This is a genomic window from Candidatus Villigracilis affinis (assembly GCF_016705895.1).
Lineage (GTDB): Bacteria > Chloroflexota > Anaerolineae > Anaerolineales > Villigracilaceae > Villigracilis > Villigracilis affinis.
In genome coordinates this window covers 80,662-106,786 of the sequence record NZ_JADJKT010000010.1, presented here as the reverse complement: position 1 = coordinate 106,786, position 26,125 = coordinate 80,662, and the positions used below count along the sequence as shown (strand labels likewise).

At 51.6% G+C, this 26,125-nt stretch carries 22 protein-coding genes; 12 read left to right on the top strand and 10 right to left on the bottom strand.

Annotation, left to right across the window (positions count from 1 at the left end; genetic code table 11):
* The first annotated feature begins 48 nt into the window (after positions 1–48).
* Positions 49–2,328: a WD40 repeat domain-containing protein gene (locus IPI86_RS07245; protein ID WP_345297325.1), complete on the top strand. Its 2,280-nt coding sequence runs from the start codon at positions 49–51 to the stop codon at positions 2,326–2,328.
* Positions 2,329–2,373: 45 nt separating this feature from the next.
* Here the strand turns inward: IPI86_RS07245 and IPI86_RS07240 are convergent, their stop codons facing one another.
* Positions 2,374–3,555, bottom strand: a complete 1,182-nt coding sequence (locus IPI86_RS07240) for a class I SAM-dependent rRNA methyltransferase (protein WP_345297324.1) — start codon at positions 3,553–3,555, stop codon at positions 2,374–2,376.
* Positions 3,556–3,635: 80 nt separating this feature from the next.
* Between IPI86_RS07240 and IPI86_RS07235 the strand changes: the two genes are divergently transcribed.
* The 5 genes from IPI86_RS07235 to IPI86_RS07215 all read left to right on the top strand — a co-directional run bounded on the left by IPI86_RS07235 (position 3,636) and on the right by IPI86_RS07215 (position 8,994).
* Complete coding sequence (locus IPI86_RS07235; RefSeq protein WP_345297323.1) at positions 3,636–4,916, top strand: DUF58 domain-containing protein; 1,281 nt, start codon at positions 3,636–3,638, stop codon at positions 4,914–4,916.
* Complete coding sequence (locus IPI86_RS07230; protein WP_345297322.1) at positions 4,841–7,240, top strand: transglutaminase domain-containing protein; 2,400 nt, start codon at positions 4,841–4,843, stop codon at positions 7,238–7,240. Before IPI86_RS07235 ends, IPI86_RS07230 begins: the two co-directional genes overlap by 76 nt.
* Positions 7,241–7,381: 141 nt before the next feature.
* A complete protein-coding gene (locus IPI86_RS07225) occupies positions 7,382–8,266 on the top strand; it encodes a YitT family protein (RefSeq protein ID WP_345297321.1) in 885 nt (294 codons plus the stop codon).
* A gap of 7 nt (positions 8,267–8,273) precedes the next feature.
* Positions 8,274–8,747 (top strand): SDR family NAD(P)-dependent oxidoreductase, encoded by a 474-nt coding sequence (locus IPI86_RS07220; protein WP_345297320.1) that lies wholly within the window; start codon positions 8,274–8,276, stop codon positions 8,745–8,747.
* Positions 8,716–8,994 carry a hypothetical protein gene (locus tag IPI86_RS07215; protein ID WP_345297319.1) on the top strand — a complete coding sequence of 93 codons (279 nt, stop codon included), beginning with the start codon at positions 8,716–8,718 and terminating at the stop codon, positions 8,992–8,994. Before IPI86_RS07220 ends, IPI86_RS07215 begins: the two co-directional genes overlap by 32 nt.
* Before the next feature lie 55 nt (positions 8,995–9,049).
* On the opposite strand, the gene era is transcribed toward IPI86_RS07215, so the two are convergent.
* Positions 9,050–9,952 (bottom strand): GTPase Era, encoded by a 903-nt coding sequence (era, locus tag IPI86_RS07210; protein ID WP_345297318.1) that lies wholly within the window; start codon positions 9,950–9,952, stop codon positions 9,050–9,052.
* A 178-nt stretch (positions 9,953–10,130) separates the two neighbouring features.
* On the bottom strand, positions 10,131–11,009 hold the full coding sequence (locus IPI86_RS07205; RefSeq protein ID WP_345297317.1) for a DMT family transporter: 879 nt from the start codon (positions 11,007–11,009) through the stop codon (positions 10,131–10,133).
* Positions 11,010–11,258: 249 nt separating this feature from the next.
* On the opposite strand from IPI86_RS07205, the gene IPI86_RS07200 reads away from it, so the two are divergent.
* Both IPI86_RS07200 and IPI86_RS07195 read left to right on the top strand, forming a co-directional pair.
* Positions 11,259–12,515, top strand: coding sequence for an MFS transporter (locus tag IPI86_RS07200; protein ID WP_345297316.1), 1,257 nt, complete (start codon positions 11,259–11,261; stop codon positions 12,513–12,515).
* Positions 12,516–12,583: 68 nt separating this feature from the next.
* Positions 12,584–12,988, top strand: a complete 405-nt coding sequence (locus tag IPI86_RS07195; protein ID WP_345297315.1) for an ankyrin repeat domain-containing protein — start codon at positions 12,584–12,586, stop codon at positions 12,986–12,988.
* Here the strand turns inward: IPI86_RS07195 and IPI86_RS07190 are convergent.
* The gene (locus IPI86_RS07190; protein WP_345297314.1) at positions 12,972–14,621 is read right to left on the bottom strand and encodes a tRNA uridine(34) 5-carboxymethylaminomethyl modification radical SAM/GNAT enzyme Elp3; all 1,650 of its coding nucleotides are present in this window, start codon (positions 14,619–14,621) and stop codon (positions 12,972–12,974) included. The genes IPI86_RS07195 and IPI86_RS07190 overlap by 17 nt on opposite strands.
* Positions 14,622–14,667: 46 nt before the next feature.
* Positions 14,668–15,414, bottom strand: a complete 747-nt coding sequence (locus tag IPI86_RS07185; protein WP_345297313.1) for a phosphoadenylyl-sulfate reductase — start codon at positions 15,412–15,414, stop codon at positions 14,668–14,670.
* Positions 15,415–15,443: 29 nt separating this feature from the next.
* Between IPI86_RS07185 and IPI86_RS07180 the strand changes: the two genes are divergently transcribed.
* On the top strand, positions 15,444–16,163 hold the full coding sequence (locus IPI86_RS07180; RefSeq protein WP_345297312.1) for a class I SAM-dependent methyltransferase: 720 nt from the start codon (positions 15,444–15,446) through the stop codon (positions 16,161–16,163).
* Positions 16,164–16,165: 2 nt separating this feature from the next.
* On the opposite strand, the gene IPI86_RS07175 is transcribed toward IPI86_RS07180, so the two are convergent.
* The 4 genes from IPI86_RS07175 to IPI86_RS07160 all read right to left on the bottom strand — a co-directional run bounded on the left by IPI86_RS07175 (position 16,166) and on the right by IPI86_RS07160 (position 22,879).
* Positions 16,166–19,270, bottom strand: coding sequence for a histidine kinase N-terminal 7TM domain-containing protein (locus IPI86_RS07175; RefSeq protein ID WP_345297311.1), 3,105 nt, complete (start codon positions 19,268–19,270; stop codon positions 16,166–16,168).
* Positions 19,271–19,373: 103 nt separating this feature from the next.
* Positions 19,374–19,859, bottom strand: a complete 486-nt coding sequence (locus tag IPI86_RS07170) for a hypothetical protein (RefSeq protein WP_345297310.1) — start codon at positions 19,857–19,859, stop codon at positions 19,374–19,376.
* Positions 19,841–20,362, bottom strand: a complete 522-nt coding sequence (locus tag IPI86_RS07165; protein WP_345297309.1) for a hypothetical protein — start codon at positions 20,360–20,362, stop codon at positions 19,841–19,843. The genes IPI86_RS07170 and IPI86_RS07165 overlap by 19 nt, the downstream gene beginning before the upstream one ends.
* A 39-nt stretch (positions 20,363–20,401) precedes the next feature.
* Positions 20,402–22,879 carry a hypothetical protein gene (locus IPI86_RS07160; RefSeq protein WP_345297308.1) on the bottom strand — a complete coding sequence of 826 codons (2,478 nt, stop codon included), beginning with the start codon at positions 22,877–22,879 and terminating at the stop codon, positions 20,402–20,404.
* 93 nt (positions 22,880–22,972) lie between these two features.
* On the opposite strand from IPI86_RS07160, the gene IPI86_RS07155 reads away from it, so the two are divergent.
* Positions 22,973–24,007, top strand: coding sequence for a GNAT family N-acetyltransferase (locus tag IPI86_RS07155; RefSeq protein WP_345297307.1), 1,035 nt, complete (start codon positions 22,973–22,975; stop codon positions 24,005–24,007).
* An 80-nt stretch (positions 24,008–24,087) separates the two neighbouring features.
* Here IPI86_RS07155 and nadD read toward each other — a convergent pair whose 3' ends face one another.
* Positions 24,088–24,696 (bottom strand): nicotinate-nucleotide adenylyltransferase, encoded by a 609-nt coding sequence (nadD, locus tag IPI86_RS07150; RefSeq protein ID WP_345297306.1) that lies wholly within the window; start codon positions 24,694–24,696, stop codon positions 24,088–24,090.
* Positions 24,697–24,793: 97 nt separating this feature from the next.
* Between nadD and IPI86_RS07145 the strand changes: the two genes are divergently transcribed.
* Both IPI86_RS07145 and IPI86_RS07140 read left to right on the top strand, forming a co-directional pair.
* Positions 24,794–25,075 carry a hypothetical protein gene (locus tag IPI86_RS07145; RefSeq protein ID WP_345297305.1) on the top strand — a complete coding sequence of 94 codons (282 nt, stop codon included), beginning with the start codon at positions 24,794–24,796 and terminating at the stop codon, positions 25,073–25,075.
* 99 nt (positions 25,076–25,174) lie between these two features.
* The gene (locus IPI86_RS07140; RefSeq protein ID WP_345297304.1) at positions 25,175–26,077 is read left to right on the top strand and encodes a GAF domain-containing protein; all 903 of its coding nucleotides are present in this window, start codon (positions 25,175–25,177) and stop codon (positions 26,075–26,077) included.
* Positions 26,078–26,125 lie beyond the last annotated feature (48 nt).

The window sequence follows — 26,125 nt, the reverse complement described above, 5'->3', positions numbered from 1 at the left end:
CAGTATCTCGTTTTGACCGGAATCCAAGGCTGCGCTGGCGGTAAATCCATGCAAAAACAAAAAAATGAATTAAATATCATCGAGTTTCTGGAACGATGGACGAAAATCGCAGGTTTAATCGCTGCAATCGTATCAGCGATCCTTTTCGTTTCACGTTCATTCATAGAGTCGGTTGTCCTAATCATTGTTGGATGGGCGCTAACACTGGTCTGGCTCATCGGAATTGCCCGCAAACGTTCCACGAAGCCAAAAATTAAGCAACGGGCGTACTTTGGAATATCGATCCTCACCATTGCAACTGTTATTTTGACATGGTACGGGATTCGACAAGAGGCAAAAAAATATATCTTTCCAGAAAACTCTGTATCGTTACCGAATGCCGAATATCCCGGCTTGGCTGTTTATGTAGATTCGTGGAGTTCAAACAGTGATGCACAAATACTAACCAATCCAATCGACCGCACAGTCGTTGTTCAGCAAATAGATCAGACCTGGCTTGGCAAACCGATCAACCTTTCAGGGGACCTCGCAGTCCTGAGGCTTTACATAAAGGGAAAGGGAATTGAAGATCAAATTCAAATCAGCAACAGCATCCCCGTCAAGTTGATATCATACTCACCAACCACTACTCCAACAGACATTTTTATACCGCCTCAAGGAGGAACAGGAGGTGCTGACGCCTGGTTTTTCCTTCTTGATCTCCCCAAGCAAATACAAACCGACTCGGAACAAGTGTTTGAAGCAACGCTCAATTATGATGTTCAAAAATTACGACAGGATCTCGCCGCACAGGATAACCTGAGCGAGTGGCCCAGTGAAATCACAAAAATTACCCTGGGCACTGATGTCCAACCCTCCCCGCCTGACGTTTTTACACTTGCCCCAAACGAACAGATATTATTCAGCGTAGCATTGATGTTCAATACGCCCGGCGTATATGAATTCAACCCTGGCATTGAATATCTGTATAAAGGGAAAAAATCGACAGCCTGGGTTGAGCCTTCAATAAAAATTGAAGTCCCGGGAAGTTATTACAAATGGCAACAAATGGGAGAACAACAAGATAAGATAGTGGTCAGATTAGTAGAGCATTGTCAATTTGAAGAAGGTACTAACTACAAATGTGAGTCCATGAACGCCGACGGGGATTCGTCTGCCACCCAAACAGCCGATGGGAGCGCAATGAAATTTCTGGTCGACCACAAAACTATTAATGGAACAGATGAATATCTTGTCACACGGAATATACCTGACATTGATTTCTTTCCATCAGAGCTTACTGTCTGGTCCCCGGACCATGAAGCATTCGCGCTCCTTGGTGAAGAGGGAGCCTATCTCTACAACCTTGCAGATATAAATTCAGCCGTACTTTTGGAACATCCACAAATTGATATTGCCCGATTTTCCCACGACGGAAATTTCCTGGCAACCGGCGGACGGGATGGGACTATAAAACTATGGGATATTCAGAAAGGAAAGTTGTTATATGAGTTGGAGCCGCACCTGCTTCAAGTTTCGGCGCTCGCATTCTCTCCTGATGATACGTTCATAGCTTCTGCGTCTCAAGATAGTACGCTACATGTTTCACGAGTTCCGGATGGAAAATTAATATATGACCTGATAGCAAATATAGAGAGCGATCCCATGCTTGGTTCGCAAGTTGAAAGAATCGGATTCTCACCAGACCATCAAATATTTTTCACCCAAGATAGTATCGGCATTACCAGCATGTGGGACGCTCGAGATGGCAAACCGTTACCATCTGCCGGAAACTGGCTGTATGATGAAACGGGCTCAAGAAACATCTCATACTTGGAGTTTTCGCCGGACAGCAAATATATAGCAACAAGGAATGGAGGTTCCGGGAGAAATCTGGAGTTATGGAACGTACAAAGCGGCTCATTGGTTTTTGAAACCCCCGAGGCACTCACAGCAACAACCTGGGCAGCTTTTTCAAATGACGGCGTGCGTCTGGCTGCGGATTATGGGCTGGGAGATGAGTATATGGTCGTCGTATATGAAATTCCAAGCGGGAAGGAATTAATACAACTCAATCTTCCCAGTCTCGGGGTACAGGATGGCAGTCGTTTTGCTTTTTCCCCAGATGGAAGCTTGGTTGCCTTCATGGACATGGATGGCACATTACTTGTTTTGAATGGGAATGATTATAGTCAGGTTTACAGCCTGGAAACTGGTTTTATGGCGGATCGGTTGACGTTTTCTAAAGATGGGCAGACTCTAATACTGGATGGGAAGTTCAAACAAGAGACACGAAATATGTCAGATGGTTCACTAATAAGAGTAATCGATGTCTCGGAGGCACGTTAGTTAATAGGCCCAGTCAATGATGAAAACTCTACTTCGCTGGTGACTTTACCCCTTCACACAAACCAGTCCTTTCAAATACATCCCTTCCGGGAAATGCAAACTGACCGGGTGATCGCTGCCCTGTGACAAATGCTCGATGATCGTCGCATCCACGCCTGCATCGAGGGCAGCGGAGGCGACGATCTTTTGGAATAAGGCCGCGTCAATGCCACCAGAGCAGGAATAGGTGAAAAGCAATCCGCCGTGGCGCAATAATTTGAAGGCCAGCAAATTGATGTCTTTGTAGGCCCGCGATGCCTTTTCGGCATGGGCAGCGGTGGGCGCAAACTTGGGCGGGTCAAGCACGATCAGATCGAAAGAGCGATTCGCGTCACGGAATTTTCTGAGCAATTGAAAGACATCGCCTTCAAGGGAAGTGTGACGGTCTGCGGGGAGGTGATTCAATGCAATATTTTCTTCAAGTAATGCCAGCGCATCCGCAGAAGAATCGACGGATAGAACCGATTTTGCTCCGCTTGCCAAAGCGTGGATGGAAAATCCGCCTGTGTAGCAAAAACAATTCAACACATCGCGGTCTTTTGACAACTCGCCCACACCGTGACGGTTTTCGCGCTGGTCAAGGTAGAACCCTGTCTTGTGGCCATGCGCAATATCGACATTGAATTTCAAGTTGTATTCAGTGATGGGAAAGATAAAGGAAGAAAGTGTGCCGCGCAGGATACCTGTGATCGGCTGCAGACCTTCGAGTTCGCGCACATCGGCATCGGAGCGTTCGTAAATTGTTGTAACGCCCGTCTCTTCGACCAGTAGGTCGGCGATGGTTTCCTTCCAGAATTCGGAGCCAGCGGTTAACGATTGCAGGACAAGGACATTCTCGTAACGGTCAACGATCAGGCCGGGGATCCCATCCGATTCGGCGTGGAGCAAACGATAGGCATTCGAATGGCTGTCCACCTTCAACTGCTGACGTACTTCAATTGCCGCGCGGATTCTCTTGCGAAAGAATTCCTTGTCTACGGGTTCGTCGTTAAATGTCCACACACGGGCGCGGATCTGCGAATTTGGGGAGTAGGATGCACGGGCAAGAAACTGCCCCTCGGACGAGAGCAGGTCAACGGTCGAGCCTGATACGTGGGTTTCATCCACATGACGAATTGCGCTGGCAAAGATCCACGGATGGCGGCGCAGCAAACTTTTTTCGCGGTTTGGGTTGAGGGTGATGGACATGCGCTTATCTTACCGCAAAAATCTTTCTGATCTATGAAATCTGCAATGGCTGAGTTTATAATGGAAAGATGACCACGCGCATGCGATTGAATTCCGTGTTGCTGCCGCTGCTGACCTTCACTGTGCTGGCGATGCAGCTGCTTGACCCATCCAAGATCTGGCAGGCGTTGATCGCGGCGTTCGGCGGGCTGTGGCTGATGACAGGGTTGTGGGCGTGGTCGCTGAAAGCCCATTTGCGATTGACGCGCGAAGTGCGATTCACATGGGCGCAGGTGGGGGATGCACTCGAAGAACAATTCACGCTGGTCAATGATGGACCCGTGCCAGCCACATGGGTTGAGATCGTCGATCATTCCACGCTGCCTGGTTATTCCGCGGCGCGCGCGATCGGTGTGGATAATTCATCCACGACCACGTGGCACACAAATGCAGTTTGCAAACGACGCGGCGTTTATGAATTAGGCGGGACCACCCTGCGCAGCGGTGATCCATTCGGGATCTATTCGGTTGAAATTTTCCTGCCTGAAAAAACAACGCTGGTGGTGATGCCGCCTGTGATTCCCCTGCCCACAGTGGAGATCATGCCAGGCGGCTGGATGGGCGATGGACGTCCGCGGCCAAACATCATGGATCAAACCGTGAATGCGGCGACCGTGCGCGAGTTCGCTCATGGCGACAGCCCGAGATTAATTCACTGGCCCACCACGGCGCGGCGCGGAAAATTTTATGCTCGTCAATTGGATGGCGCGCCCGCCAGCGATTGGTGGATCGCGCTTGATGTCGATGCAAATGTACAGGCGGGCGAAGGCTGGGAAAATACGGTTGAACTCGGTGTCATTCTCGCCGCCTCACTGGCCGACCGCGGCTTGCGTGCGCGTCACCCGCAGGAGGTGGGCTTGCTTGCCAGCGGCACGCAAACCGTCTGGCTGAAGCCGCAATCGGGAGAACGTCATCGGCTGGAAATTTTGCGTTCGCTCGCCATGCTCGAACCCGGTCAATTGCCGCTTGCCGAAATGCTCGACCGTGCCGGTCCAACATTGGGCAATCGCATCAGCCTCATCGTCATCACCGCTTCGATAAAACCCGATTGGATTCCTGCACTCACCCATTTATTGTGGAAGGGCATCAGCCCAACTGTTCTTTTGATGGACCCTTCGTCATTCGGCACCCCTCAAAATGCGGACGCCCTTGCGGTCGTTCTCGCCGAATTGGGCATTCCCCGCTTCATCCTTAACCGCAGCCTGCTGCAACAACCCGAAGCACATCCTGGCAAGGGGCAGTGGGAGTGGCGCATCACACCTTCTGGCAAAGCCATCCCCACCCGCCCACCCAGCGACCTGACATGGAAGAGGCTGGGATGATGCGGCCTACTTTTAGAATTCAAGACCTGATCCTCGGGCTCTCGCTGATGGCGCTTGCCTGTTTGCCGCTTGCATTAAGTGAGATCGTCCGCGATGCGGGTGTGAGTTTGCTGCTGCCGCTCACGCTCATCGGCGCGGGCCTTGCCTGGCTGCTGGCTGGCTGGGGAGTGCGGAGATTATTTTCAGGCTTCGTTCTGCTGATCCTCGGCCCGTTGACTCTGGTCGTCCGCATCGGCCAAATGGGCGATGCAGTATTTGAATTCATCAGGCAGTCGCTTGTTCTGTTCCCCTCTTTTTTCAATAGGGTGTTTTACGAAACCCCGTCAGATGTTTCATTATTCCTTTCTTCCAGAGAAACGCTGCTGCAAAAAGCACTGGCATTCAGCGGACGAATCTCATTATGGTTTACGGGTATTTTTCGCGGTGTGCAGATCGAAGACCCTGTCATCCGCACATTGATCTGGTGCCTGGCTTTATGGCTGATCGCAGTTTGGGCGGGCTGGCAAATCTATCGCAACAAAAAATTCATGCTGGGCATGCTGCCATCCACCGTTATGCTGGCTTTCGTCCTCGATTACACAGGCAAAGAGAAGGAGATCCTGTGGCTTCATCTTGCCCTGCTTTTATTCCTGTATGGATTGACCAACTACCACCACCTGCAAAAGCATTGGGACACATCCCACACCGATTATGCAGACAGCACAAGCATCGACACGCTGGTGATCGTCAGCGCGCTTACGCTGGTATTGGTCTCCGCTTCATTTCTTGTTTCCACCTTTTCGATCAAGGACATCCTCGATGATTTCCGTGAAAAACGCGCTGGCTCGAACGAGTCGCAGGCGGAATCACTCGGGCTTGAATCGGTCAAAGATAATTTCAGGGTGACAGGTTTCGGCAATGGCCTGCCGCGTTCTTATTTATTGAAAGCTGGCCCTGAAATCTCCACCCAACTCGCGATGACCATTTCCACGGGCGACCTGCCGCCCATGTCACGTAACGCGCATCCGAACGTCCCCCGCTATTACTGGCGCACACTGACCTATTCCATTTACACCGGCGCAGGCTGGACAAATCCGCCTGTCGAATCGGAAGATATTCCCGCAGGTCAGGCTGTGATCGAAGAAACAGATCCAAGCTATCGCATCGTCAATGCCAATGTGACCTTCCCCAAAGACACAAGCGAACGCTTGTATTGGACCGGCTCACTCGTCCGCGCGGATGTGCCTTTCACAGCCGCATGGACTCGCAAAACAGAAAACGCCTCCCTGCTCGATACAGATATGCTGGCTGCGTTCGCCCCCGTAGAATCATATACTGCCGAGTCAGTTCTGTTGAACGTCAGCGCTCAGGAGTTGCGTGATTCACCCAGTGTGTATCCCAGCTGGGTGCGGAATCGTTTTCTAGCGCTGCCCGATTCAGTACCAGAACGTGTGCTTGCGCTGGCGCGTGACCTGACCGCCTCCGAACCCAACGCCTACGACCGCGCACTCGCCATTCAAAATTATCTGCGCGAATTCCCATATACGCTCGATATTTCCACGCCGCCCGCTGGCCGCGACGTGACCGATTATTTCATCTTCGATCTCAAGCAGGGATATTGCGATTACTACGCCACATCCATGGCGGTGCTTGCGCGTGCTGCGGGGCTGCCTGCGCGGCTTGTGGTCGGCTATGCCAATGGAAGCTACGACCTCGAACGCGCGCAATATATCGTCACCGAAAATTATGCCCACTCGTGGGTTGAAATTTATTTTGCAGGCATCGGCTGGGTCGAGTTCGAGCCGACCGCCAGTGAACCTGTCATTTTTTATGAAGAGGAAAACAATTCAGATCCAACCACAGCCGAGACCCTGACGGAAGAAATATCATTCAACAACGTATTTTCATCCCTGCTCCAAAATACTGTTCAAAAAGCATGGTTCCCAGTCGTTGTTGTCATTGTCCTCGGCTTAGCATGGATCGGAGTTGACACCCTGCGCATCAAGCGGATTCCGCCTGCGCAGACGATCCAAATCCTATACAAACGTCTGCGCCGCCTCGCACGACCCGTGACAGGCTACGCTTCGAGAAATCAGACCGCCCATTTTTATGCTTTAAATCTCAATCGCCGCCTTTCCGAGATCAAGGCTTCACCGCGTTTGACGAAGTGGATTGTGCCTTCGCGCAGCGAGATCGATCAATTAACCGAATTATTCTCGCGCAGTCTGTTCGCCCCGCTCGCGCCATCTCGCGCCGAAGCGGAGCAGGCCATCAAAGCCTGGTCCAGCTTAAAGTGGAGATTGGCGTTGGCAAATCTGCTATCGCTTAGAAAACGCAGAAAGTAGCCATAAACCTGGCTGTAGATTTATAAACTTTGACAAATTAATCCAGCAATAAAGTGTCGTGCTCGCAAGTGGCCCCCATCGCAGCCTTCCCATTCCCTCGGCTATAATGATTTCATAAATTTAGAATAAAAAGGAATCTTTATGAAAAAATATTGGCCCAGCATACGGGATTATTTGTTGATCGTCACCTCCAGCCTGATACAGGCGGTGAGTTTGCGTTTGTTTTTCATCCCTGCCAATCTGGCATCGGGCGGCGTGAGTGGCATTTCACAACTCGTCAATCACTACACAGGCTGGCCCATTGGTTTAATGGTGTTGATCGGAAACATTCCGCTTTTTTTGCTGGGCTGGCGTTTCCTCGGTGGAGTCAAATTCGCCATGCGTACAGCGGTTGCGATCCTCACCTATTCGCTGTTCACCGACCTGATCTTGAAAGTTCCCTACTTCATTGAGTATTCTCAAATTTTGATCACAGACCTGAGCGGCGACATTTTTCTCAATTCGTTGTACGGCGCGATCATCAGCGGCATCGGCTACGGAATGGTCTATCGCGCGCGCGGCACCAGCGGCGGATCGGATATCCTTGCGCGCATCCTCAACAACTGGCGCGGCATTCCCATGACCCAAAGCTATCTCATCGTGGATACGGCCGTGATCCTTTCCGCTGGTTTTGTCTTCGGGTGGAAGGAAGCGTTGTATGCGATGATCACGTTATACGTCAGCGGCATTGTTTCTGAAACGGTGCTCGAAGGCGGCGGCACGGTCCGCACGGCGATGATCGTCACAGCAAAACCTGAAAAGGTTTCGAACCGCGTGATCGAAGAACTCGAACGCGGCGTCACCTATCTCGAAGGCAGGGGCGCATACACTGGCAATTCTCGCCCTGTTTTATATTGCGTGGTCAACCGCGCGGAGATCGCTTCGCTAAAAGCCATCGTACACGAAAGCGACCCCGAAGCGTTTATGGTCATCGGGGTCGCGCATGAGGCATTAGGTGAAGGATTCAAACCACTCAAAGGACGGTAATTATCTAATGAAACTTCTTCTTATAACTGGTGGCTCAAAAGGTCTTGGCCTTGCCCTTTGCGAACAGTTTAAACAAAAAGGGTATCAAATTATTGAATTTTCCAGATCTGCGCCACATGAATTCTCTGTTTCTGTTGATCTCACAAATCCAGAAGTGAGCAGGCTTGCTGTGGCAAACGCCATCGCATCTATTAACGCAAATCAATTGCAAGATTTGGTTGTGATAAACAATGCAGGGACCTTGGCTCCTATTGGTCAAACTTCCGACAAAGCTTTTTCCGATTTATTAAATAGCATGAATACAAATTTTGTTTCAGCTATTTTAATTTTAACGGAAATTATCGCCAGGTTTCAATCTGCAACTTGTAAAAAAGTACTTGCAAATATTTCTTCCGGAGGCACTGAAAGGATATTATGGATGGTCACTTTATTGTGCAGCCAAAGCTGGAATGGAAAACTTTATCCATTCTCTGGCAGTTGAACAACAGACTCAGCCTCATCCGTTTCTGCCCATTAATATCGACCCTGGCGTCATTGACACCGATATGCAAGCACTAATTCGCGCGACACCACAATCAGATTTTGCAGATGTGGAACGGTTTATTCAACGTAAAAATCAAGGACTCTTGGTCTCCCCGGACAAAGTGGCAGCGTCAATTATCAACATCATTGAATTGCCATCTTTATCGTTTGGCAATCGTTATGAAACTTCAAAACATAACAACTAATAACTCTGCTCAACATAAAAGAGCCAGTCCCTCTGCGGGACTGGCTCTTTTATGTTTACTTTTTCTTCACATACCCCAACTGCTTCAACGCATTCGGGTCGTTGCGCCAGTCTTTCGAGACCTTCACGCGCAATTCCAAAAACACTTTTCTTCCACCCATATCTTCAATTTCCTTGCGGGCCTGACTGCCGATGGTTTTCATCATTCGGCCGCCTTCGCCGATGACGATTCCCTTTTGCGATTCGCGTTCCACAAAGATCGTCGCGGCGATGTAGGCCATGCCGTTTTCGCGTTCCTTGAATTCGTCGATGCGCACGGCGAGTCCGTGCGGCACTTCGTCGCGCAGGCGGATGAGGCAGGCTTCGCGGATCAAATCTCCCGCGATCTCGCGCTCGTATGAATCGGTCACTTGATCTTCGGGATATTCAGGCGGTCGCTCGGGAAGCATTTGGATCAGAGTCTCGAGCATTTCTCCAAGCCCAAGCCTTCTCGCGGCGGATACTTTCATCACTGTGGCTTGATTCAGCAAATTGGAATATTCCTCCCCGCGGGCGGATTCTTCTTCGGCGCTGATCATGTCTATTTTGTTTAGCACCAGCAATCGGGGAGTCCGACGCGCGGCTTTGCTGAGGATGTCTGCAATTTGGATGTCCTCTTCTGTCGGCGCGGTGGAAGAATCCACCAGCCAGAGAATCACATCCACACCATCGAGGGCTTCCTGCGCTTCCTGATTGAGAAATTCGCCGAGCATGTGCTTGGGGTTGTGAATGCCGGGTGTATCGACAAAAACAACCTGAGCATTCTCGATGGTGAGAATACCAAGCTGGCGCTTGCGCGTGGTCTGCGGACGCGGTGAGACGGCGGCGATCTTTTGCCCAAGCAACGCATTGAGCAAAGTGGACTTGCCCACATTGGGACGTCCGATGATGGCGGCAAAACCTGAGCGGTGTTCGGTCATGATTCCCTTTTCTTCCAGTTGACGATGGCAAGGCTCACGATGATGAGAAATGCACCTGCGACAATTGCCAGCTTAGCGGTTCGTCGAGAAATATCACGCCAAGCATAACACCACACAGCGGAAAAATATATACCGCCATTTCCAAGACTGAGTTTTTCTTTTCCAAAAAAAGCCAGAGCTATTGTGCCTGTTTCGGCTGCCAGTTTGCGACCACCAGACTCAGAATGATGAGGGTTGCACCTGTCAGCACCTGCCAGGTGAGTTCTTCATTCAGGAAGATCACGCCAAGCGTAACGCCACTGAGCGGAAATAGGTATGTCACCATTGTGGTGCGGGTGGGGCCGATCTCATGGATCAGATAGTAGAGCAAAATAAAAGCGATGCCCGAGCCGAGGATTCCAAGCCAGAGCAGTGCCGCCCAGATAATCGGCTGGCTGGGAACTTCCACAGGCGCTTCGAAGAGAAACGTCGCCAGCCACATGACCGCCGTCGCAGAAACCAGCGGACCTGCACTGCGCAGGATGCCAGGCGTGTCTTCTGTGAATTTGCGGGCGTAGATGGAACTGCCTGCATAAAAAACACATGCGAGGACAACCGCCGCCTGCCCAAGCAGAGAGCCCGACGATGCGCCAATGTCCTTGCTCATCAAGACCACCACACCTGCGAATCCGAGCAGGAGACCGAGCACTTTGGGAACGGTCATCTTGTCGTCATGCAGCAGAAAGTGGGCGACCAAAATGGTGAACAGCGGAACGGTCGCATCGAGAATGGAGGCCACACCCGAGTCAATGACCTGCTCACCCCATGAGATCAGGAAAAATGGAATGGCGATGTTGGTCATGCCCAGAACGAGCAAAGGCTGCCACTCCTTGAGCGTGGACGGCCATGAAACGCGTTGAAAAAATACGACGACGGCCCCGAACAAAAGCCCGAAAAGCACCCGATACGCAACCAGTGTGATGGGTCCTATTTCCTGCACGGCGATCTTGATCCACAGGAAGGAGGAACCCCAGATCAGGCCGAGGCTGATAAAAGCGACCCAATGTTTTGTTTTCACGTGAACTCCTAAAGGTAATTAATTGTTTGACGACTTTCCGAGTTTACCACCACCAGTCATCGATCAATTTTGACAGTGACAAATCGGGGATGGGGCACAAGGCCCGAACTCATTTTTCACTGCTCCCGAAAAGCAGGTTGTAATTGCCCCAAATAGATGCTTCCCAATTCCAAAAACATACCACTCCAAAGTGGGTTGCCATAAAAACAAGACTGTACTACCATGCTAAAAAAATTTAGAGGTGTTTTCATGGAAGAAACAAACAAAAATTGGGCGGTGCGCTTCTATACCCTGTGGACGGGGCAGGCGCTTTCACTACTTGGCAGCCAGTTGGTGCAGTTTGCCATCATCTGGTATCTCACGCAAACGACGAATTCAGCCACCACCCTTGCAACCGCTTCGATGATGGGTCTGCTTCCGCAAGTGCTGCTCTCCCCATTCATCGGCACCTGGGTGGACCGCGGCAATCGCCGCCTCATCCTCATGTTTTCCGATGGGATCGTCGCCATCGCCACGCTAGCCCTTGTCCTCCTGTTTGCAACAGAGCAGATTCAGGTTTGGCATATTTACGCCGCCTTGTTCATCCGCGCAGTGGGGGGCGGATTTCATCAATCGGCGTTTGGCGCATCGGTAGTGCTGCTCGTGCCCAAGGACCATCTCGCGCGCGTGCAGGGCTTCAATCAGGCTTTGAACGGCGGCTTGAATATCATCTCCGCGCCGCTGGGAGCCTTTTTGCTTTCCGTGCTTCCCATGCAAGGCATTCTCGCCATCGACGTGAGCACGGCGCTGCTTGCGATTTCGATCGTTTTCTTTACGCAGATTCCACAGCCTGAGCGCGGCGAGAAAAAGCCCTCCACCTTCTGGCAGGATTTTCGGGAAGGTTTCCGCTACATCATGGCCTGGCGCGGATTGGTCATTCTGCTCGGGCTGGTGATGGTCATCAACTTTTTCTTTAGCGCCATCGAACCGCTCACTCCCCTGCTCATCACCAATCACTTCAAAGGCAATGCGAGTCAACTGGGCTGGTGGCTTTCCCTGTTTTCTCTGGGCGTCGTGCTCGGCGGTCTGCTGCTTGGAATTTGGGGAGGATTCAAACGCAAAATTATCACCGCGCAAAGCGGATTGGTCCTGATGGGTCTGTTCGCCGCCATCATCGGTTTTCTTCCGCCAAACATGCTGTGGGTCGGCATGATCGTGAACATGCTCTTCGGGTTGACCCAGCCCATCGTTAACGGTTCGTATGGTGCGACCCTGCAAGGAGCTATCGCTCCAGAGATGCAAGGCAGGGTGTTCTCATTTATCTTTAGCGCGGCCATGCTGGTTTCGCCGCTGGCGCTCATGATCTCGGGTCCATTCGCTGACCGCTTTGGAATTCAGATCATGTTCATGATCGCGGGCGGCACCTGCATGCTCATGGGCGCGGCAGGCTTCTTAATCCCCGATGTGATGGACTTCGAAAATTCTTCAAAGGATAAAGTTGCACATGCCGCAGTCGAACCTTCGTGATTTTGATTCGCTTCGGGATTAGCGGTAGAATTTCCACTCGAACGAACATTTATCAATAGGAGTGAACGATGGAACGAAAACCAGCTTTAGAGTCAGATCTTGTACATGAATTTGTTAGTAAGGCACATGGCGACCTTGAACGTGTCAAAGAAATGCTGGAAGATGAGCCAGCATTGGTCAATGCAACATGGGATTGGGGCGGGGGTGATTTTGAAACCGCGCTTGGCGCCGCTTCACACATGGGCCGCAGGGACATTGCCATGTTTTTACTGGAACATGGCGCACGTCTCGATATTTTCGCGGCGGCGATGCTCGGAAAACTCGATATCGTCAAAGCCGCGCTGACGGTTTACCCGAACCTGCTCGATACCCCCGGTCCGCATGGAATTCCGCTCCTCACCCACGCCGAGATCGGCGGACAGGATGCGGCGGCTGTGTTGGATTATTTGGAATCACTCAAACGATCTTCTTGACCAGATAATATTCCCCGCGTTCAAAGCCGCGATCGAGGTAATACTGGCGCGTGCCCACCGCAGAGATGACCGCAAGTTGTCCGAAGCCGTTGGCGCGCGCGATAGATTCCGCTTCTTCAAGCAGGCGTGTGCCCAGCCCAACATGCTGTGCCGCGCCTGTTTTTTCCGCGCCCACCGCCAGTGACTGACCGTACACATGCACTTCGCGGATCAATGCCGCGCCATCGAGATCAGTCATGCTCGTTTCAGGAGATTCATTTGAGGGCAGCGAAAGGCGGATGAATCCCGCCAACCCATCATCGGATGTATTGAACGAAACAAAGTGTTCCTCCGCCTTGCCAGCCTGATACGCAAAATCATGCAATTGCAAAGATGACAACTCTACGACTTTGCCTTTCACCTCGCGACAGCGAATACACTGACAGCGTGTGCCGCGCACTTTCATTTCCGCCTGCACATCCTGACGCAGGCTGGTACGCGTGTTGCCTTCGACGACGTTGTTCCCCGGAATATCGCGGATGACACGGTTGACACGGCAATAGCGCGGAATAGTCGGTTTGATATCTGCGATCAGGTCTACAAGATCATCCGTGGTGTATGGATGGAATTCACCGCGCTGCCAGTACTCGTACAACTCGGCATTGGCCAGCAATTGATTCGGGTAAATTTTGATCTCATCGGGGCAAAAATCCTCCCACATCCGCGCGAAGTCTTCGCGGTCACTTTGCGGAGTGGCGCCCAGCAGGTTGGGCATCCAATGCAGTACGATCTTGAACCCCGCCGCGCGAAGCAATGCCGTGGCTTCACGGGTGCATTCCACGTCGTGTCCGCGCTTGTTGATCTCCAAAACATGGTCATCAAAACTTTGCGCGCCCATCTGCACCTTGGTCACACCGAGATGGCGCAGCCATTGAATCTCATCGGGATTGATCTCATCGGGGCGGGTCTCGATCACCAGGCCTACATTGCGATGCAGAGAAGATTCATTGATGGCTTGAGCCTTCGCCAATTCAACATCAGGATTTGAAGCTTTTTCTTTTGGCTCGATCTTATATTTATCTTCGTTAATATTATTCATCGCATCGAAGCAGCGCTTGACGAACCACTCCTGATAATCGCGCCGATAAGATGACCACGTGCCGCCTAAAATCAGCAATTCGATCTTATCGGTGGGATGGCCGAGGTTGGTCAAAGCGCGGATGCGCGACTCCACCTGCGTGAACGGGTCAAAGGCATGTTCGAGCGCGCGCATCGCTCCGGGCTCATCGGGCAGGTAACTCTTCGGCATGCGCACATCGGTGGGACAGAAAATACACTTCCCCGGGCAGGGATACGGCTTGGTCAGCACGGTCACAGTTGTCACACCGGAAAGCGTGCGCATCGGCTTCATGCGGATGCGTTCAAGCAAAGCGCCATCGGGTTCGATGGTACCAGCGGCGACCATTTCGTTATAAGCGGCGACCAGTGCGGCCTTGTTCAAATATCCGCCGCCTTCCAGCGGATGACGACGCAACAAAGCCATCACATCTGCGCCTTCGCGGATCTTTTCCAACAGACGATGAGCCAACTCCAGTTTTTGCGGAGTCAGCGCATTGATTTTTTTCCAGTGTTGTCTTTTTTCGGTAAATTCCATCTTTATTTTTCTTGCTCCACAGCGCAGGCCAAAGTCTGCACTCCACTCAATCTCTTACTTCTGTTTGAAACTCCTGCGAAAGCTCGGTAAGGTCTTTTTTAGTGAACATATCCGTGTGCAGGCCGCATTCCACTTTTCCGCGCCCAGCCCAGCGGCCAGCGCGCTCATCATCGTTCACTCCGATGGCGATCGTGCAGGGAGCGCAGCCCACACTGCGATATCCCTTTTCATACAATGGATGCTTCGGCAGGTTGTTTTCCTCAATATAGCGGTTCACATCGGCCTTCGTCCAATTCAATAACGGATTGATCTTCAGCAACCCGTCTTTCTGCAATTCCAAAAACTTCGCCTTCGCCCGCACCGACGTCTGGTCACGGCGAATCCCACTGATCCATGCCTTGTAACCGCGCAAAGCCTCCTGCATCGGCTGCACCTTGTGCAAATAGCAGCACAGATTCGGGTCTTCCCCGGGCAATGTGCGGGCACGCTGCCGCACAAACACATCCCAACGAGAAGCGCGGTACAGGTCCACGATCTTCAGGCTCCATTCAGCGGCGAGCTTTTCGCGGAACATCAAGGTTTCCCAAAGATGATAGCCCGTATCGATAAAGAAGATGGGCAGGTCCGGATACACACGCGTTGCCATATGCAGCAGCGGCATGGACTGGGTTTGGAACGACGAACTCATTGCGATATACGGTGAAAATCGGTCCACAGCCCATTCGATGATCTCCTGCGGAGTTTTGGTCTCGAATTCCTGTGAATATTTCTCGATTCTGTACGCCGATAACATGCTGGGATTATACCGTTTATAATGCCGCCATGAATTCCGCCACCGCCGGACGCCTGATCGAACTCAACCGCGAATTTTACGACCGCTTCGGCGATTCATTTTCCGCCACGCGCCAGCGCCTGCAGCCCGGCGTGAAGAAGATCCTCGATTCGATTCAGGCGGATGCCTCTGTTTTGGATCTGGGATGCGGCAATGGGCATTTTCTCCACGAGTTGATTCGGCGTGGTCACAAAGCTCCGCTTCTCGGCGTGGACTTTAGCCTGCCCCTGCTTCGAAATGCAGAATCAGCGCCGGGGGTGGAGTTTCGGGAGGCTGACCTGACGAAGCTATCACTGTTCACTGATAACTTCTCACCAGTTACTTCTCACTGGTCATTGATCACTTCATTCGCCACTCTGCATCACATTCCATCAAATGAAATACGCGTAGATATTTTACGAACGGTCAAAAAGCTATTAAAGCCCGATGGCAAATTCATTTTGTCCAACTGGCAATTCTTGAACAGCGAAAAACTGACCGCGCGAATCCAACCGTGGAATCGGGTGGGGCTTTCAGATGCAGATGTAGACGAAGGGGATTATCTGCTCGACTGGCGCAGCGGCGGCGAGGGTTTGCGGTACGCGCACCATTTTTCAGGGGAGGAACTGCATGGGTTGGCTGAGCAGGCCGGGTTTAAGGTCGAAGCGGAATTTTTATCCGATGGGGAAAACGGAAGGCTTGGGTTGTATCAAATCTGGATTCCAGCCTGATCCTATTTTCCAAAAGCCACTTGATTGCGGCCTTTGTGTTTGGCAATGTACATCGCCTGATCTGCGCGCTTGATGAGCATATCGAGGGTGGTTGTGTTTTCATCGCGGCAGGCCACACCCAAGCTTGCGGTAACAGGTAGTTTGAAATCATCCCTGATCTTCACGGGGGAACCCGCAATCGTGGAGCGCACTCGCTCCGCAACGATGAGGCCTGCATCAAGGCTGGTATCGGGCAGCAGAATAACGATCTCTTCGCCGCCATAACGGCCGACAATATCGATCTCACGCACACATTTTTTACAATAGGCAGCCAGTTCCGCCAGCACTTTATCGCCTGTGTCGTGGCCCTGGGTATCGTTGATCTTCTTGAAATGATCGATATCGATCATGATACAGGAAAGATCTCGTTTCCGAATGAGCATGTCTTCAAACTTGCCTTCGCCCAGCAGAAAAAATCCACGGCGGTTATAGATTCCAGTAAGCGGATCGACCATCGCCTGGGTCAGCGTCTCCTGGAAAATACGCGCATTCTCCAATGTGATCGATACCTGATTTCCAAAAGTTACGGCAAGCTCAATGTCCTCCTTTGTAAAATGATCTTCCTCGGCGCTGTCGATGGATAACAGGCCGATGACTTTGTCTTCAACAAGGAGCGGCACGCCCAGCCACGAACGAATATGGTCGTGAGGCGGCTGGCTGAATGCCTTGTGTGCCTTGCGTACATCCGTGAGGATGTAAGGTTTTTTTGTCTCGATCACTACACTGTTCGGGTTATCGCCTGGGATGGTGAAGCGCACCCCTTTTATATCCTCCGGGCTGCTCCAGCCCCGCCCGCCAACGATCTCCAATTCATCCCCCACCAGCAATTGAATGGATGCGCTGTCATAGGGCACTACTTGATTCAATTGTTCGAGAATATGCGTCACGGCATTTTCCATTTCCAGCGTTCCAGAAACAGCCGCGCTGGCTTTGCGCAAAGTCTCAGATGTCATTGCGCGCTGCTGGGCACGCTCCATGACCTTGAACTTTTCAAATGCCAGAGCGATCAGATTGGAAGCCTGTTCACAGACATCGATCTCCTCGGGCAAAAAGTGATGATGCGACTTGAAAGCCAGAATGATCGCGCCAAGTTTGTTTCTGGCTGCCACCAATGGAATGACGATCACTGATTGCGCGGGGCATTGCCTTGCAATTTCACGTTCAAAATAAGGCGAGTTATTCACATCATTCACGACCAGGGTCGAGTTGGAATTCAACGCCATCTCGGTCAAAGTGTATTCGCCAAACACAGGTTGAAGCGGCAGGTAGGTATTGCGGGTCGCGCTATAGGATGCCAGCGGCGAAGTCTGTACCGATACCTCATCCCACAAAGTAACGAAACATTCATCAGCGAAGATCAGCCCGGCCAGCCTCCCCACAAGGTCTTCTGCCATGGCTTTCAAGTTACTAGCCTGAAGGGCTTCACGAACGATCTCATGCAGCAGGGTCAGGGTGTTTTGCCTGCGGATCAGCTTTTGTTCGGCGCGTGCACGCGATTCAGCGGAGCCTAAAATGCTGGCAATGGTGTGCAGGGTTTTCAATTCCATACTGGTCCAATTTCGTTTCGTGCGGCACTCCTCGAAGATCACCACTCCCCACCAGTCGTTTTCTACAAATATGGGCATCACCGCAATGGAAAGGCTGCCCATCTCCTTGAAAAATCCCTGCTCAGATTTGGGAAACTCCTCCACAAGCCCGTGAATGGACAAATGCTGGGAAAGTTGATTTTCCCAGCGTGAAAAACCAGCCTGTTGAATCGGCACATGCTGCAGGTTTGGGTTATCGATCTGTGATGGCACATCGGGCGCAGTCCATTCATAACACAGGCTCATATGCAGAACCTGATTCTCATCTCTGTAATTCATCGCCACATACATGCGGCTGACATTCACCGCTTGGCCGATATTTTCCAACACTGTGGAGACGTTATATCCCCAGGCACTCTCCTTCAAAAACTGCTCCGCTGAAAGGCTCACCGCAGACATGATCGCCTCACGGCGGCTGAGCGCATTTTCCATTTCTTTGCGCTCGGTGATGTCGTGCAGAGTGATGATGTAGTCGGTCCCAGTGGATGAGCGCGGCAGTTCATTCGCCACGATGGGAGAAACGGTCGCTTCGAAAACCGTGGCCTGTTTGCCCTCGCCGATCATGATCTCAGCCCGGAATTCCTCCCCCGTCAAATAAGGCTTGAGTTTGCCCCAATACAATCCCGACACGTGCGCAAGGGGCTGCCCAATGGCAACACTTTCTGTACGATCCAGCAATTTTTCCGCGATGGGGTTGAGGTAGAGCACGCGATGGTCTGTACTTAATGCAATTACACCATCCTTCATATTCTTGAGCACACTCAAGTGCTCAAGCGGCAGCACCTCCAATAAACGAAAACGCACGATCGCCCACGAAAGACCAATACTCGTGGGTAAAAACAACAGAGGCGTAATATCAAGGTTTGGAACTGGGTTCACCCTGCCAACAAATACCAAGCTTCCGATCCAGGGCAGCAGGATGCCCAAAATCACAAAACTGATCTGCACACGATAGATGCCCGGCCTTCTGACCATTTCCATGACAAGCAGGATGCTTGCAAAAAGCACCATCGCGTACGAAAAAACAACCTGCACCCAAAAGAACAATCCGAAGCGAACATCCAGTAACTTAAGCCCTCGTACTTCAACGACCGTTGCCTGGTCCCACATCAGGTGATGGAATTCGTTTGTCCACACGATCGTCAAAATGGAGAAGGGAATCGCCCAAAGCAGCAGGCGGGGACGCAACGGCAGCAAATGGCTGTTGCCGGTAAACTCAAGCGCAAAGAGCAGCAAAAAAACAGGGATCGAAAGGATGCCGATATATTCAATCTTTGCAAAAAGCAATTTGACAGGCAGATAGGGGAAATATATTTCCAACCCATAACAAAATGACCAAATAGACATGCCAAGCATGGCCCATGCGAACGGGGTCACTGCCACAGCAGGCCGTTTATGCCACGCATATAACCCCATCCAAACATAAGGGACCGCAGCCAGCAGATAGATTAACGAAACGTAGATATCTGTACGATTTTGCATAACTTACATCGAAGCCTGCTCATGTCAAACAGCGGAATCGGTGCTCCCTACCCAAAAATAAAACACCGCGCACCGTAGTTTTGTCACAGTGCGCGGGGGGATGTTATAAGATTACCTGTTGCGGGCTGACCACATACTGCCACCAGTTATTGTGGATCCCGTTTTTTCGGCCCGCCACCCTCGGGAAATGATTGAACCACCACTTGTGATGTGCGCGGATATCCCCACCACCCCACTCGGAGGGACCTACCGTCCGCACATCCCCCTTGAAATTGGGGAAATTCAACTGCCAATCATAGCACTCGCTCTGCACAGGATTGGGGTTGTTCCAATCATAATCCGACTGGCTGTTGGGGGCAAAGTGGATATTGCCGCAGGCCGCCTTGCCCGGCGAAGTCTTTTCATATTGAATAAAGCGTTTCCACAGATTCGCACCACCGCTCAATTTGGAGAATGTCTTTTCCATGATCGATTCAGCGCGATGGCCGTAAGACTCGTGCATCTCGCCAATGTATCTTTCATAGGAAAACCCCATCACCACAAAACGGCGTTTGCTGGCTTCTGTGTTCTTTAATGGGGGGCATTGCACCAAAAGGCGCCTGGTCCGCCCATTGTTGATTCGTAAAAGCCCGCATGCGGAAAGCCAAAGATCCAGACCTCGTCAATTTCACCTTTTGCCACGCGTTGCAGGATGTTGTATTTGGTGATGATGGCGTTGTAATTCACTTCCTGCGGCACATGCGGTGAAGTGACCCCATGCAGCACATCCAGATACGTTTGCGGGTTGTAGCGAAAGCCATCAGTCTTGGCAGGGAATTCATCCACATCCACACGTTGGACGATCTGATAGCGCGCCATCCCGCCGCTGACCTGCAGCATATCCGCCATAAAACCAGTGATCAGATCAGCAGGGCGATACCATTTTTGCCGCTGCGAAAGCGTCACACCCGTAGCCTTATCCATGACAGGGTCAAACACGATCACCAGCACTTTACTCTGCGTGATCTGCGCGGGTTCGGTTGCGCTGTCTGGCGGGTATTTGGGCTGGGCAGGTTTAAAAAGGTTGGAGAGTGCGCTGAAAAAATTCGTCATAAGTTCTCCTGATTATGGATGAGGCTCGAACGCCATTCATTACGGCATGTCGGTCGCAAAATAGATCTGCCCATTCACAGCAAGATATAACACATGATTGGGTCCAACCGCAATCGCGCCGACTGGGCCTGATGGAACTGGATTTGAAGCCCCCGTGGTGGGACGCAGCTGGCTTTGAAGTTCAAGTGAACGCGGTGTAAAACGCAACACGCCTTGCGTATCTGCATCCAATAACAGGATGGATTGATTCGGCAATGCGGTCAACAGGATCTGTGTGAAATGCGCGGTTCCAAATAAATCTGTATCCTGATACGCCGCAATAGTGTTGATCAGCGGCGACGGATCCTGGCAGCGCGTGGGCACCGATTCGATTCGGCTGTATGAGCAGGTGGAAAGATGTCCATCAGAATGCAGCATGTACAGGTCATCGCCAGAGACGATGAGGTCGATCACATCCTGTTTCTCGGGGGTTTGCCCGCCGAAGAAGAAATATGGACGGTCGACGAAGGTCCCGTCTCTGCCGGTGTAAACCCACACCGCACGCGCGGACGAATCAAGCACATACAGATTGCCGCTATCCAAAATGAAAGCGGTCACGCGTCCCCAATTTGTATCCGGCGGCGGCAACGGAATGGCCTGGGCCACCTGCCCCGGCGCACAGTACAAAAGATTCCCAGCCGCATCCACACCAAGCAGGGTCGCGTTGATCGAGTTGAGCGTGGGCATGGTCAGGATATCCACCAGCGGACCAACGGTATAACTTCCATACAGACCCGGCTTGCAATTGAATGTGGTATCCAATTCAAACCCGCGCCTGTTGCTGGCTGGCACGGCGCGGAGCGCTTCGCCATTGGCGGCATTCAGCAGGAACAAATCCGTTTCACTGGCGGCCATGCGGCTGACATCGATACCGAGGTTGACACTGAATGCGGGGTTGAACGGCATACGCGTGATGCCCAGCAATTTATCGAGATTGACCTCCGCCTGTTCCCGCAGCGTGATGGTATCTGAAGTGGGGCGGTAAATATTTTCGGCTTTATCCACATACAACAAAACATTCTTCCATGATTCGCGCTGTTCGATCGGGTTCGAGAGCGCGGAGGCTTGCGCACTCATTTCCTGGGCCTGCCCGAGAAAGATCTCGTATTGAGGGGTGCGTCCGTATTGCACATACACCACGAACAGCATCACGACCACCATCAAAGGCACTCCGATGGCAATGGCAAACATGGAAAAACTGGAAGGTGCAAACGAATCTCCCGCTTCGGTATTTGGAAGCAGGCGCGGCAGGAAGTTGCGTAATTTTTCGCCGATGGTTTGGTTAATGCGCCGCGTGGATTGGATGCTCGTTGCCAAAACCTTCGCCGTTTGACGAGTCATTTCGGATGGTTCGCGCGGAGCTTCAGGCTCTACTATTTTGACAGGCTCCACCACCTTTGCCGTTTCCACTTCATCTTCTTCATTATTGATGTCGGGGAGTTCATCTTCTTCCACAGCAATGGCGGGATCCCCCACGACGGATTGCGATGGCTGAATTCTCGGGATGGAAGCGGGAAAATCGCGCGGGGCTGTGTTGCGCGGCAAACTCGCCGCAACTTTATTCTGTGATGTCACTTCTTCATGTTGCAGTGGGATGGCATAAGCGGAAGGCTGCAAAACATGCGCCGCAGGCTCAACAACGGCCTCGGGCTCATTTTCTTGAAGCGGGGTTGAAGACACGCTGGCAGAGTCAACCTGCTGAGGCGTGGACAATGCTTCTTCAGCATGTGGCAGGCTCGGGGTCGTTTGAGGCGGGGTCACATCCTCTTTTTTTCCAGCTTTGGTATCGAGCGTTCCATCCAATAATTTCAAATTGCCTGCACCGTTCGTTACCTGCATGATCACGGCATTCAGATCCACACTGGTAAGCGTGGTGAGCCTGCGGCGCATGGCATCCAAAGAAGATGGCGCAGGATCATTCAGCGTGCTATCCCAGGCATCGGGTGCTCTTCCTAAAAAGAGTAAACGATCGCCCGCATTGATGTTAAGTTGAGCATAATGAATGTTGAGGGTCTGACTCGCACCCAGGCCCTTGCCCGAAGAGGCAGGTTCATGAATGTGACGCGTCTCTTCATGACCGAACCAATAGGTATGCATGGGGCCGCTCATTGAAAGCGTACACTGCGTATCACGCAGCACCGCAAGCGTAAGCCAGCCAATGACATACTGTCCGCGTGCGCTGGATGCCATGTTGCGATCAAGCAATTTTTTATTGATAAGGTCGGACGCAGCCCGCAATGAACCTGTGAGCGCGCCCGTGGTGTGATAATAAGCATTGGCGGCATCCTGCGCCACCTGCAAATATTCACTGGTAGAAAAAACAGCATTACCAGTCAACAGCAAATAAACGATCAGGCGGTCTTTTTCGCGGCCGCGCGCCGCATTTCGCGGCGGATTCAGCGCAAGCAAACCAGGCAGGCTGGCAATATCCTGTCCGTTAATTCGATATAGGGGAGCTAGGGTTAAATCGAGAGGCATGTAAGAATATATCCTGATTGCATATCCATAAGGATGCGTTCCACCATCCACAGAATACACTTCGTCATCATTATACTGGTAAAATTTGCCGCTATGAAATACACCCTTCACAACGATTTTTCAGAGATCGATCCGCAGGAATGGAACGATCTATTATCGCGTTCGATAACAGACACTCCGTTCTTGCGTCACGAATATCAACGCTCCTGGTGGGAACATCGCGGCGGCGGCGAATGGCCGAATGCCAGTCTGGTTTTGGTCAGCGCGCGCGAAGATGAAAAACTCATCGGCATCGCACCCCTTTTCCTTTCAGAATACGACGGTCAACCTGCGCTTCTATTAAATGGAAGCATCGAAATTTCCGATTACCTCGACTTGATCGTGGGCATGGATGACCACACACCTTTCGTTTCGGGATTGCTGGATTTTCTCGCTGTCCTCCCCATCAACACGGCTCAGGGCGGACCCGCCAGCTGGCACGGCCTCGATTGGTACAACCTCCCCGATTCATCCCCCACCCTCGCTGCTCTCAAAGCCGAATCTACTGCACGCGGATGGGCACATCACGAAGAAATGTATCGCCCCACCCCGCGCATTGCGCTGAATGGCAGTTTCGAAGAATATCTTTCACGTGTGGAAAAAAAACAGCGCCACGAAATCCGCCGCAAAGTGCGCCGCGCCGAAGAAAGCGAACGCGGCGTGCGCTGGTCCATTTCAGACATGGCCGATGTGGAAGCCGAGATCGATTCATTCATCAGCCTGATGGAGCAGGACCAAAACAAGGCGAGCTTTCTCCACGAACCGATGCGCGCTCAAATGCGCGATGTCATCCGCACCGCGCACAAAAACGGCTGGCTCTGGCTGGCCTTCCTCGAAGCGGATGGTCAACGCATTGCGGCGGCGCTCAACTTTGATTACAACAATAAATTATGGGGCTACAATGCAGGCGTCAACCGCGCCTACATGGACCTTTCCCCCGGCTGGGTCTTGCTTGCCTACATTTTAGAGTGGTGCTGTCAAAACGGACGCAGTGAATTCGATTTCATGCGCGGCGACGAGGAATATAAATACCGCTTCGGCGCTCAGAACAAATATGTAATGAGAGCAAAACTGACACGGGCTTTATAGTTCGTTTTTTTAAAAATCAACCAAAAAGCGCAAGGTCTCAAATAAATTTTGAGACCTTGCGCTTTTTTTTGAGAAGGAGATCATCTTCCATACAGGCGATTCGACTCGATGTAATCATAAACAGATGGAAGCACGTAATACCGATAAGTTTCCCCGCTGGCGGCACGGCGGCGTATCTCACGCGAAGATACATTTTGAAGAAGCGCATCAATGAACCAGACCTTTTCAGTCAATCCGGGAATCTGCGCTTCGAGGGCGGGCATGTCGAAAGAAACGTCTGGGCGGCGCATCACACCGATTTTGGAAACAGCAGCTACCAGTTCCGTATTGAGTCGCCAGGTTGGTAGATCCCGCAAGGAATCACCGCCAAGCAAAAGGATGATATCCGCATCTGGATGCTGCTCGGCAAACAATCGCACGGTATCTACACTGTAGTGCGGGCCGGGGCGGTCGATCTCGATCCGCGAAATTTCAAAAGACGGGTTATTCGCGATGGTCCGCTTCAGCATCTCCAGGCGATGCGGGAGCGGCGTGATGGGTTGCTCCAATTTATGTGGAGGCTCGGGCGCAAGGACCCAAAGCAAACGCGAAAGATTCAATTGTTGAACGGCCTCGCTTGCAAGGACTAGGTGGCCGATGTGAGGCGGGTCGAATGTGCCGCCGAAGATTCCGATGTTTGGACGTGGCATGCGGGAAGTATATCCCAAAGTTTTAATGGATGTTTTTGTTTTCTTTACAGGTTCTTCATACTCAGCCGCTAAGATGGAATCAATAAAGGAGATCACCATGTCTACAAAAAATAAATGGATTACAGGGGTCGGAATCACCCTCGGCTTGATCGTACTATTCTTCCTGCCTTCACTTTGGCAAGCGATATTCCCATCCGCAGGCTTTGGCATGATGGGGCACGGCAACATTTCGATGATGAACAATTATGGCTTCTGGCCCATGCGCGGTGGAATGGGATTCGGCATGTCCTTCCTTTGGTTGGTCCCACTTGCCGTTCTTACCCTGATCGGCTTGAGCATCGCGGCTCTGATCAAGTATTTGAAAACACCCACAGTATAATCAGCACAATCACTGCAACGACCCTGTCATTTGATGGCAGGGTCGTTTTTTTAGCCCAATATTCCTTAGTGGTATACTTTTCAACGCACAGGAAACTGCATGTCAAATCCAACCTTGATCAGCCCATCATCTCCACTTAAACGAATCATGAACGCTGTCCGCGCTGTAGAGGCGGGAAATTATGTCCCTGGTCTTTTAAGTGATTTGGAACATGACAGCGGCGAACTGGGGCAACTGGCACACATGTTGGATGCGATGGCGCGCAACGTTTCCATTCGGGACCATCAATTGCGCCTGCTTCGAAAGGTCATTCCGATCGGCGTGGCATTGTCCGCCGAAAAAGATTACAACCGTTTGCTTGAGACCCTCGTCGTGGAGGCGCAATTCTTCACGAACGCTGACGCAGGCACACTGTACATTCTCGAAGATAATGCACTCAAATTCGTAATCCTCAGAAACACCTCGCTGGATATGGCCATGGGTGGAACCAGCGGTGCGGAGATCCCCTTTTATCCTGTAAAACTTTATAAACCCGACGGCAGCGAAAATCGGGCAAATGTGGTTTCGCATGCCGCGTTGACTCACAAACGGATCAACATCGCCGATGCTTACGAAGCCGATGGGTTTGACTTCTCTGGCACCAAGGCATTCGATGCCCGCACAAAATATCGTTCCAAATCCTTTTTGGCCATTCCGCTCGAAAATACGGACAACAAAGTTATTGGGGTGCTACAACTAATCAACGCAAAGAACGCAGACACCGGCGAGATCATCCCATTCAAGGACGACGATGTGCTGGAGGCGCTGGTCTTGCTGGCAACCGCCGCATTGGATGGATATATCCGCGAAGCATCGCTGCGGCAGGAGATCGCCAAGCTGAAGATCGAGATCAACGAATCGCGCCGTACCCGTCAGGTGGCGGAGATCACCGAGACCCGTTATTTTCAGGAACTGAAAGACAAAGCCAATCAGTTACGTGATCAATCGCGCAACAAAAAATAACCCATTCCATATGGGTCATTCGATTATCGGGGGCATTTTGCAATCACC

What these genes read in the sequence shown, in the direction of transcription:
- IPI86_RS07245 (WP_345297325.1), top strand. Translation starts at nt 49, where the DNA reads ATGCAAAAACAAAAAAATGAATTAAATATCATCGAGTTTCTGGAACGA.
- IPI86_RS07240 (WP_345297324.1), bottom strand. Translation starts at nt 3,555, where the DNA reads ATGTCCATCACCCTCAACCCAAACCGCGAAAAAAGTTTGCTGCGCCGC.
- IPI86_RS07235 (WP_345297323.1), top strand. Translation starts at nt 3,636, where the DNA reads ATGCGATTGAATTCCGTGTTGCTGCCGCTGCTGACCTTCACTGTGCTG.
- IPI86_RS07225 (WP_345297321.1), top strand. Translation starts at nt 7,382, where the DNA reads ATGAAAAAATATTGGCCCAGCATACGGGATTATTTGTTGATCGTCACC.
- IPI86_RS07220 (WP_345297320.1), top strand. Translation starts at nt 8,274, where the DNA reads ATGAAACTTCTTCTTATAACTGGTGGCTCAAAAGGTCTTGGCCTTGCC.
- IPI86_RS07215 (WP_345297319.1), top strand. Translation starts at nt 8,716, where the DNA reads ATGGAAAACTTTATCCATTCTCTGGCAGTTGAACAACAGACTCAGCCT.
- era (WP_345297318.1), bottom strand. Translation starts at nt 9,952, where the DNA reads ATGACCGAACACCGCTCAGGTTTTGCCGCCATCATCGGACGTCCCAAT.
- IPI86_RS07200 (WP_345297316.1), top strand. Translation starts at nt 11,259, where the DNA reads ATGGAAGAAACAAACAAAAATTGGGCGGTGCGCTTCTATACCCTGTGG.
- IPI86_RS07195 (WP_345297315.1), top strand. Translation starts at nt 12,584, where the DNA reads ATGGAACGAAAACCAGCTTTAGAGTCAGATCTTGTACATGAATTTGTT.
- IPI86_RS07190 (WP_345297314.1), bottom strand. Translation starts at nt 14,621, where the DNA reads ATGGAATTTACCGAAAAAAGACAACACTGGAAAAAAATCAATGCGCTG.
- IPI86_RS07185 (WP_345297313.1), bottom strand. Translation starts at nt 15,414, where the DNA reads ATGTTATCGGCGTACAGAATCGAGAAATATTCACAGGAATTCGAGACC.
- IPI86_RS07180 (WP_345297312.1), top strand. Translation starts at nt 15,444, where the DNA reads ATGAATTCCGCCACCGCCGGACGCCTGATCGAACTCAACCGCGAATTT.
- IPI86_RS07175 (WP_345297311.1), bottom strand. Translation starts at nt 19,270, where the DNA reads ATGCAAAATCGTACAGATATCTACGTTTCGTTAATCTATCTGCTGGCT.
- IPI86_RS07165 (WP_345297309.1), bottom strand. Translation starts at nt 20,362, where the DNA reads ATGACGAATTTTTTCAGCGCACTCTCCAACCTTTTTAAACCTGCCCAG.
- IPI86_RS07160 (WP_345297308.1), bottom strand. Translation starts at nt 22,879, where the DNA reads ATGCCTCTCGATTTAACCCTAGCTCCCCTATATCGAATTAACGGACAG.
- IPI86_RS07155 (WP_345297307.1), top strand. Translation starts at nt 22,973, where the DNA reads ATGAAATACACCCTTCACAACGATTTTTCAGAGATCGATCCGCAGGAA.
- nadD (WP_345297306.1), bottom strand. Translation starts at nt 24,696, where the DNA reads ATGCCACGTCCAAACATCGGAATCTTCGGCGGCACATTCGACCCGCCT.
- IPI86_RS07145 (WP_345297305.1), top strand. Translation starts at nt 24,794, where the DNA reads ATGTCTACAAAAAATAAATGGATTACAGGGGTCGGAATCACCCTCGGC.
- IPI86_RS07140 (WP_345297304.1), top strand. Translation starts at nt 25,175, where the DNA reads ATGTCAAATCCAACCTTGATCAGCCCATCATCTCCACTTAAACGAATC.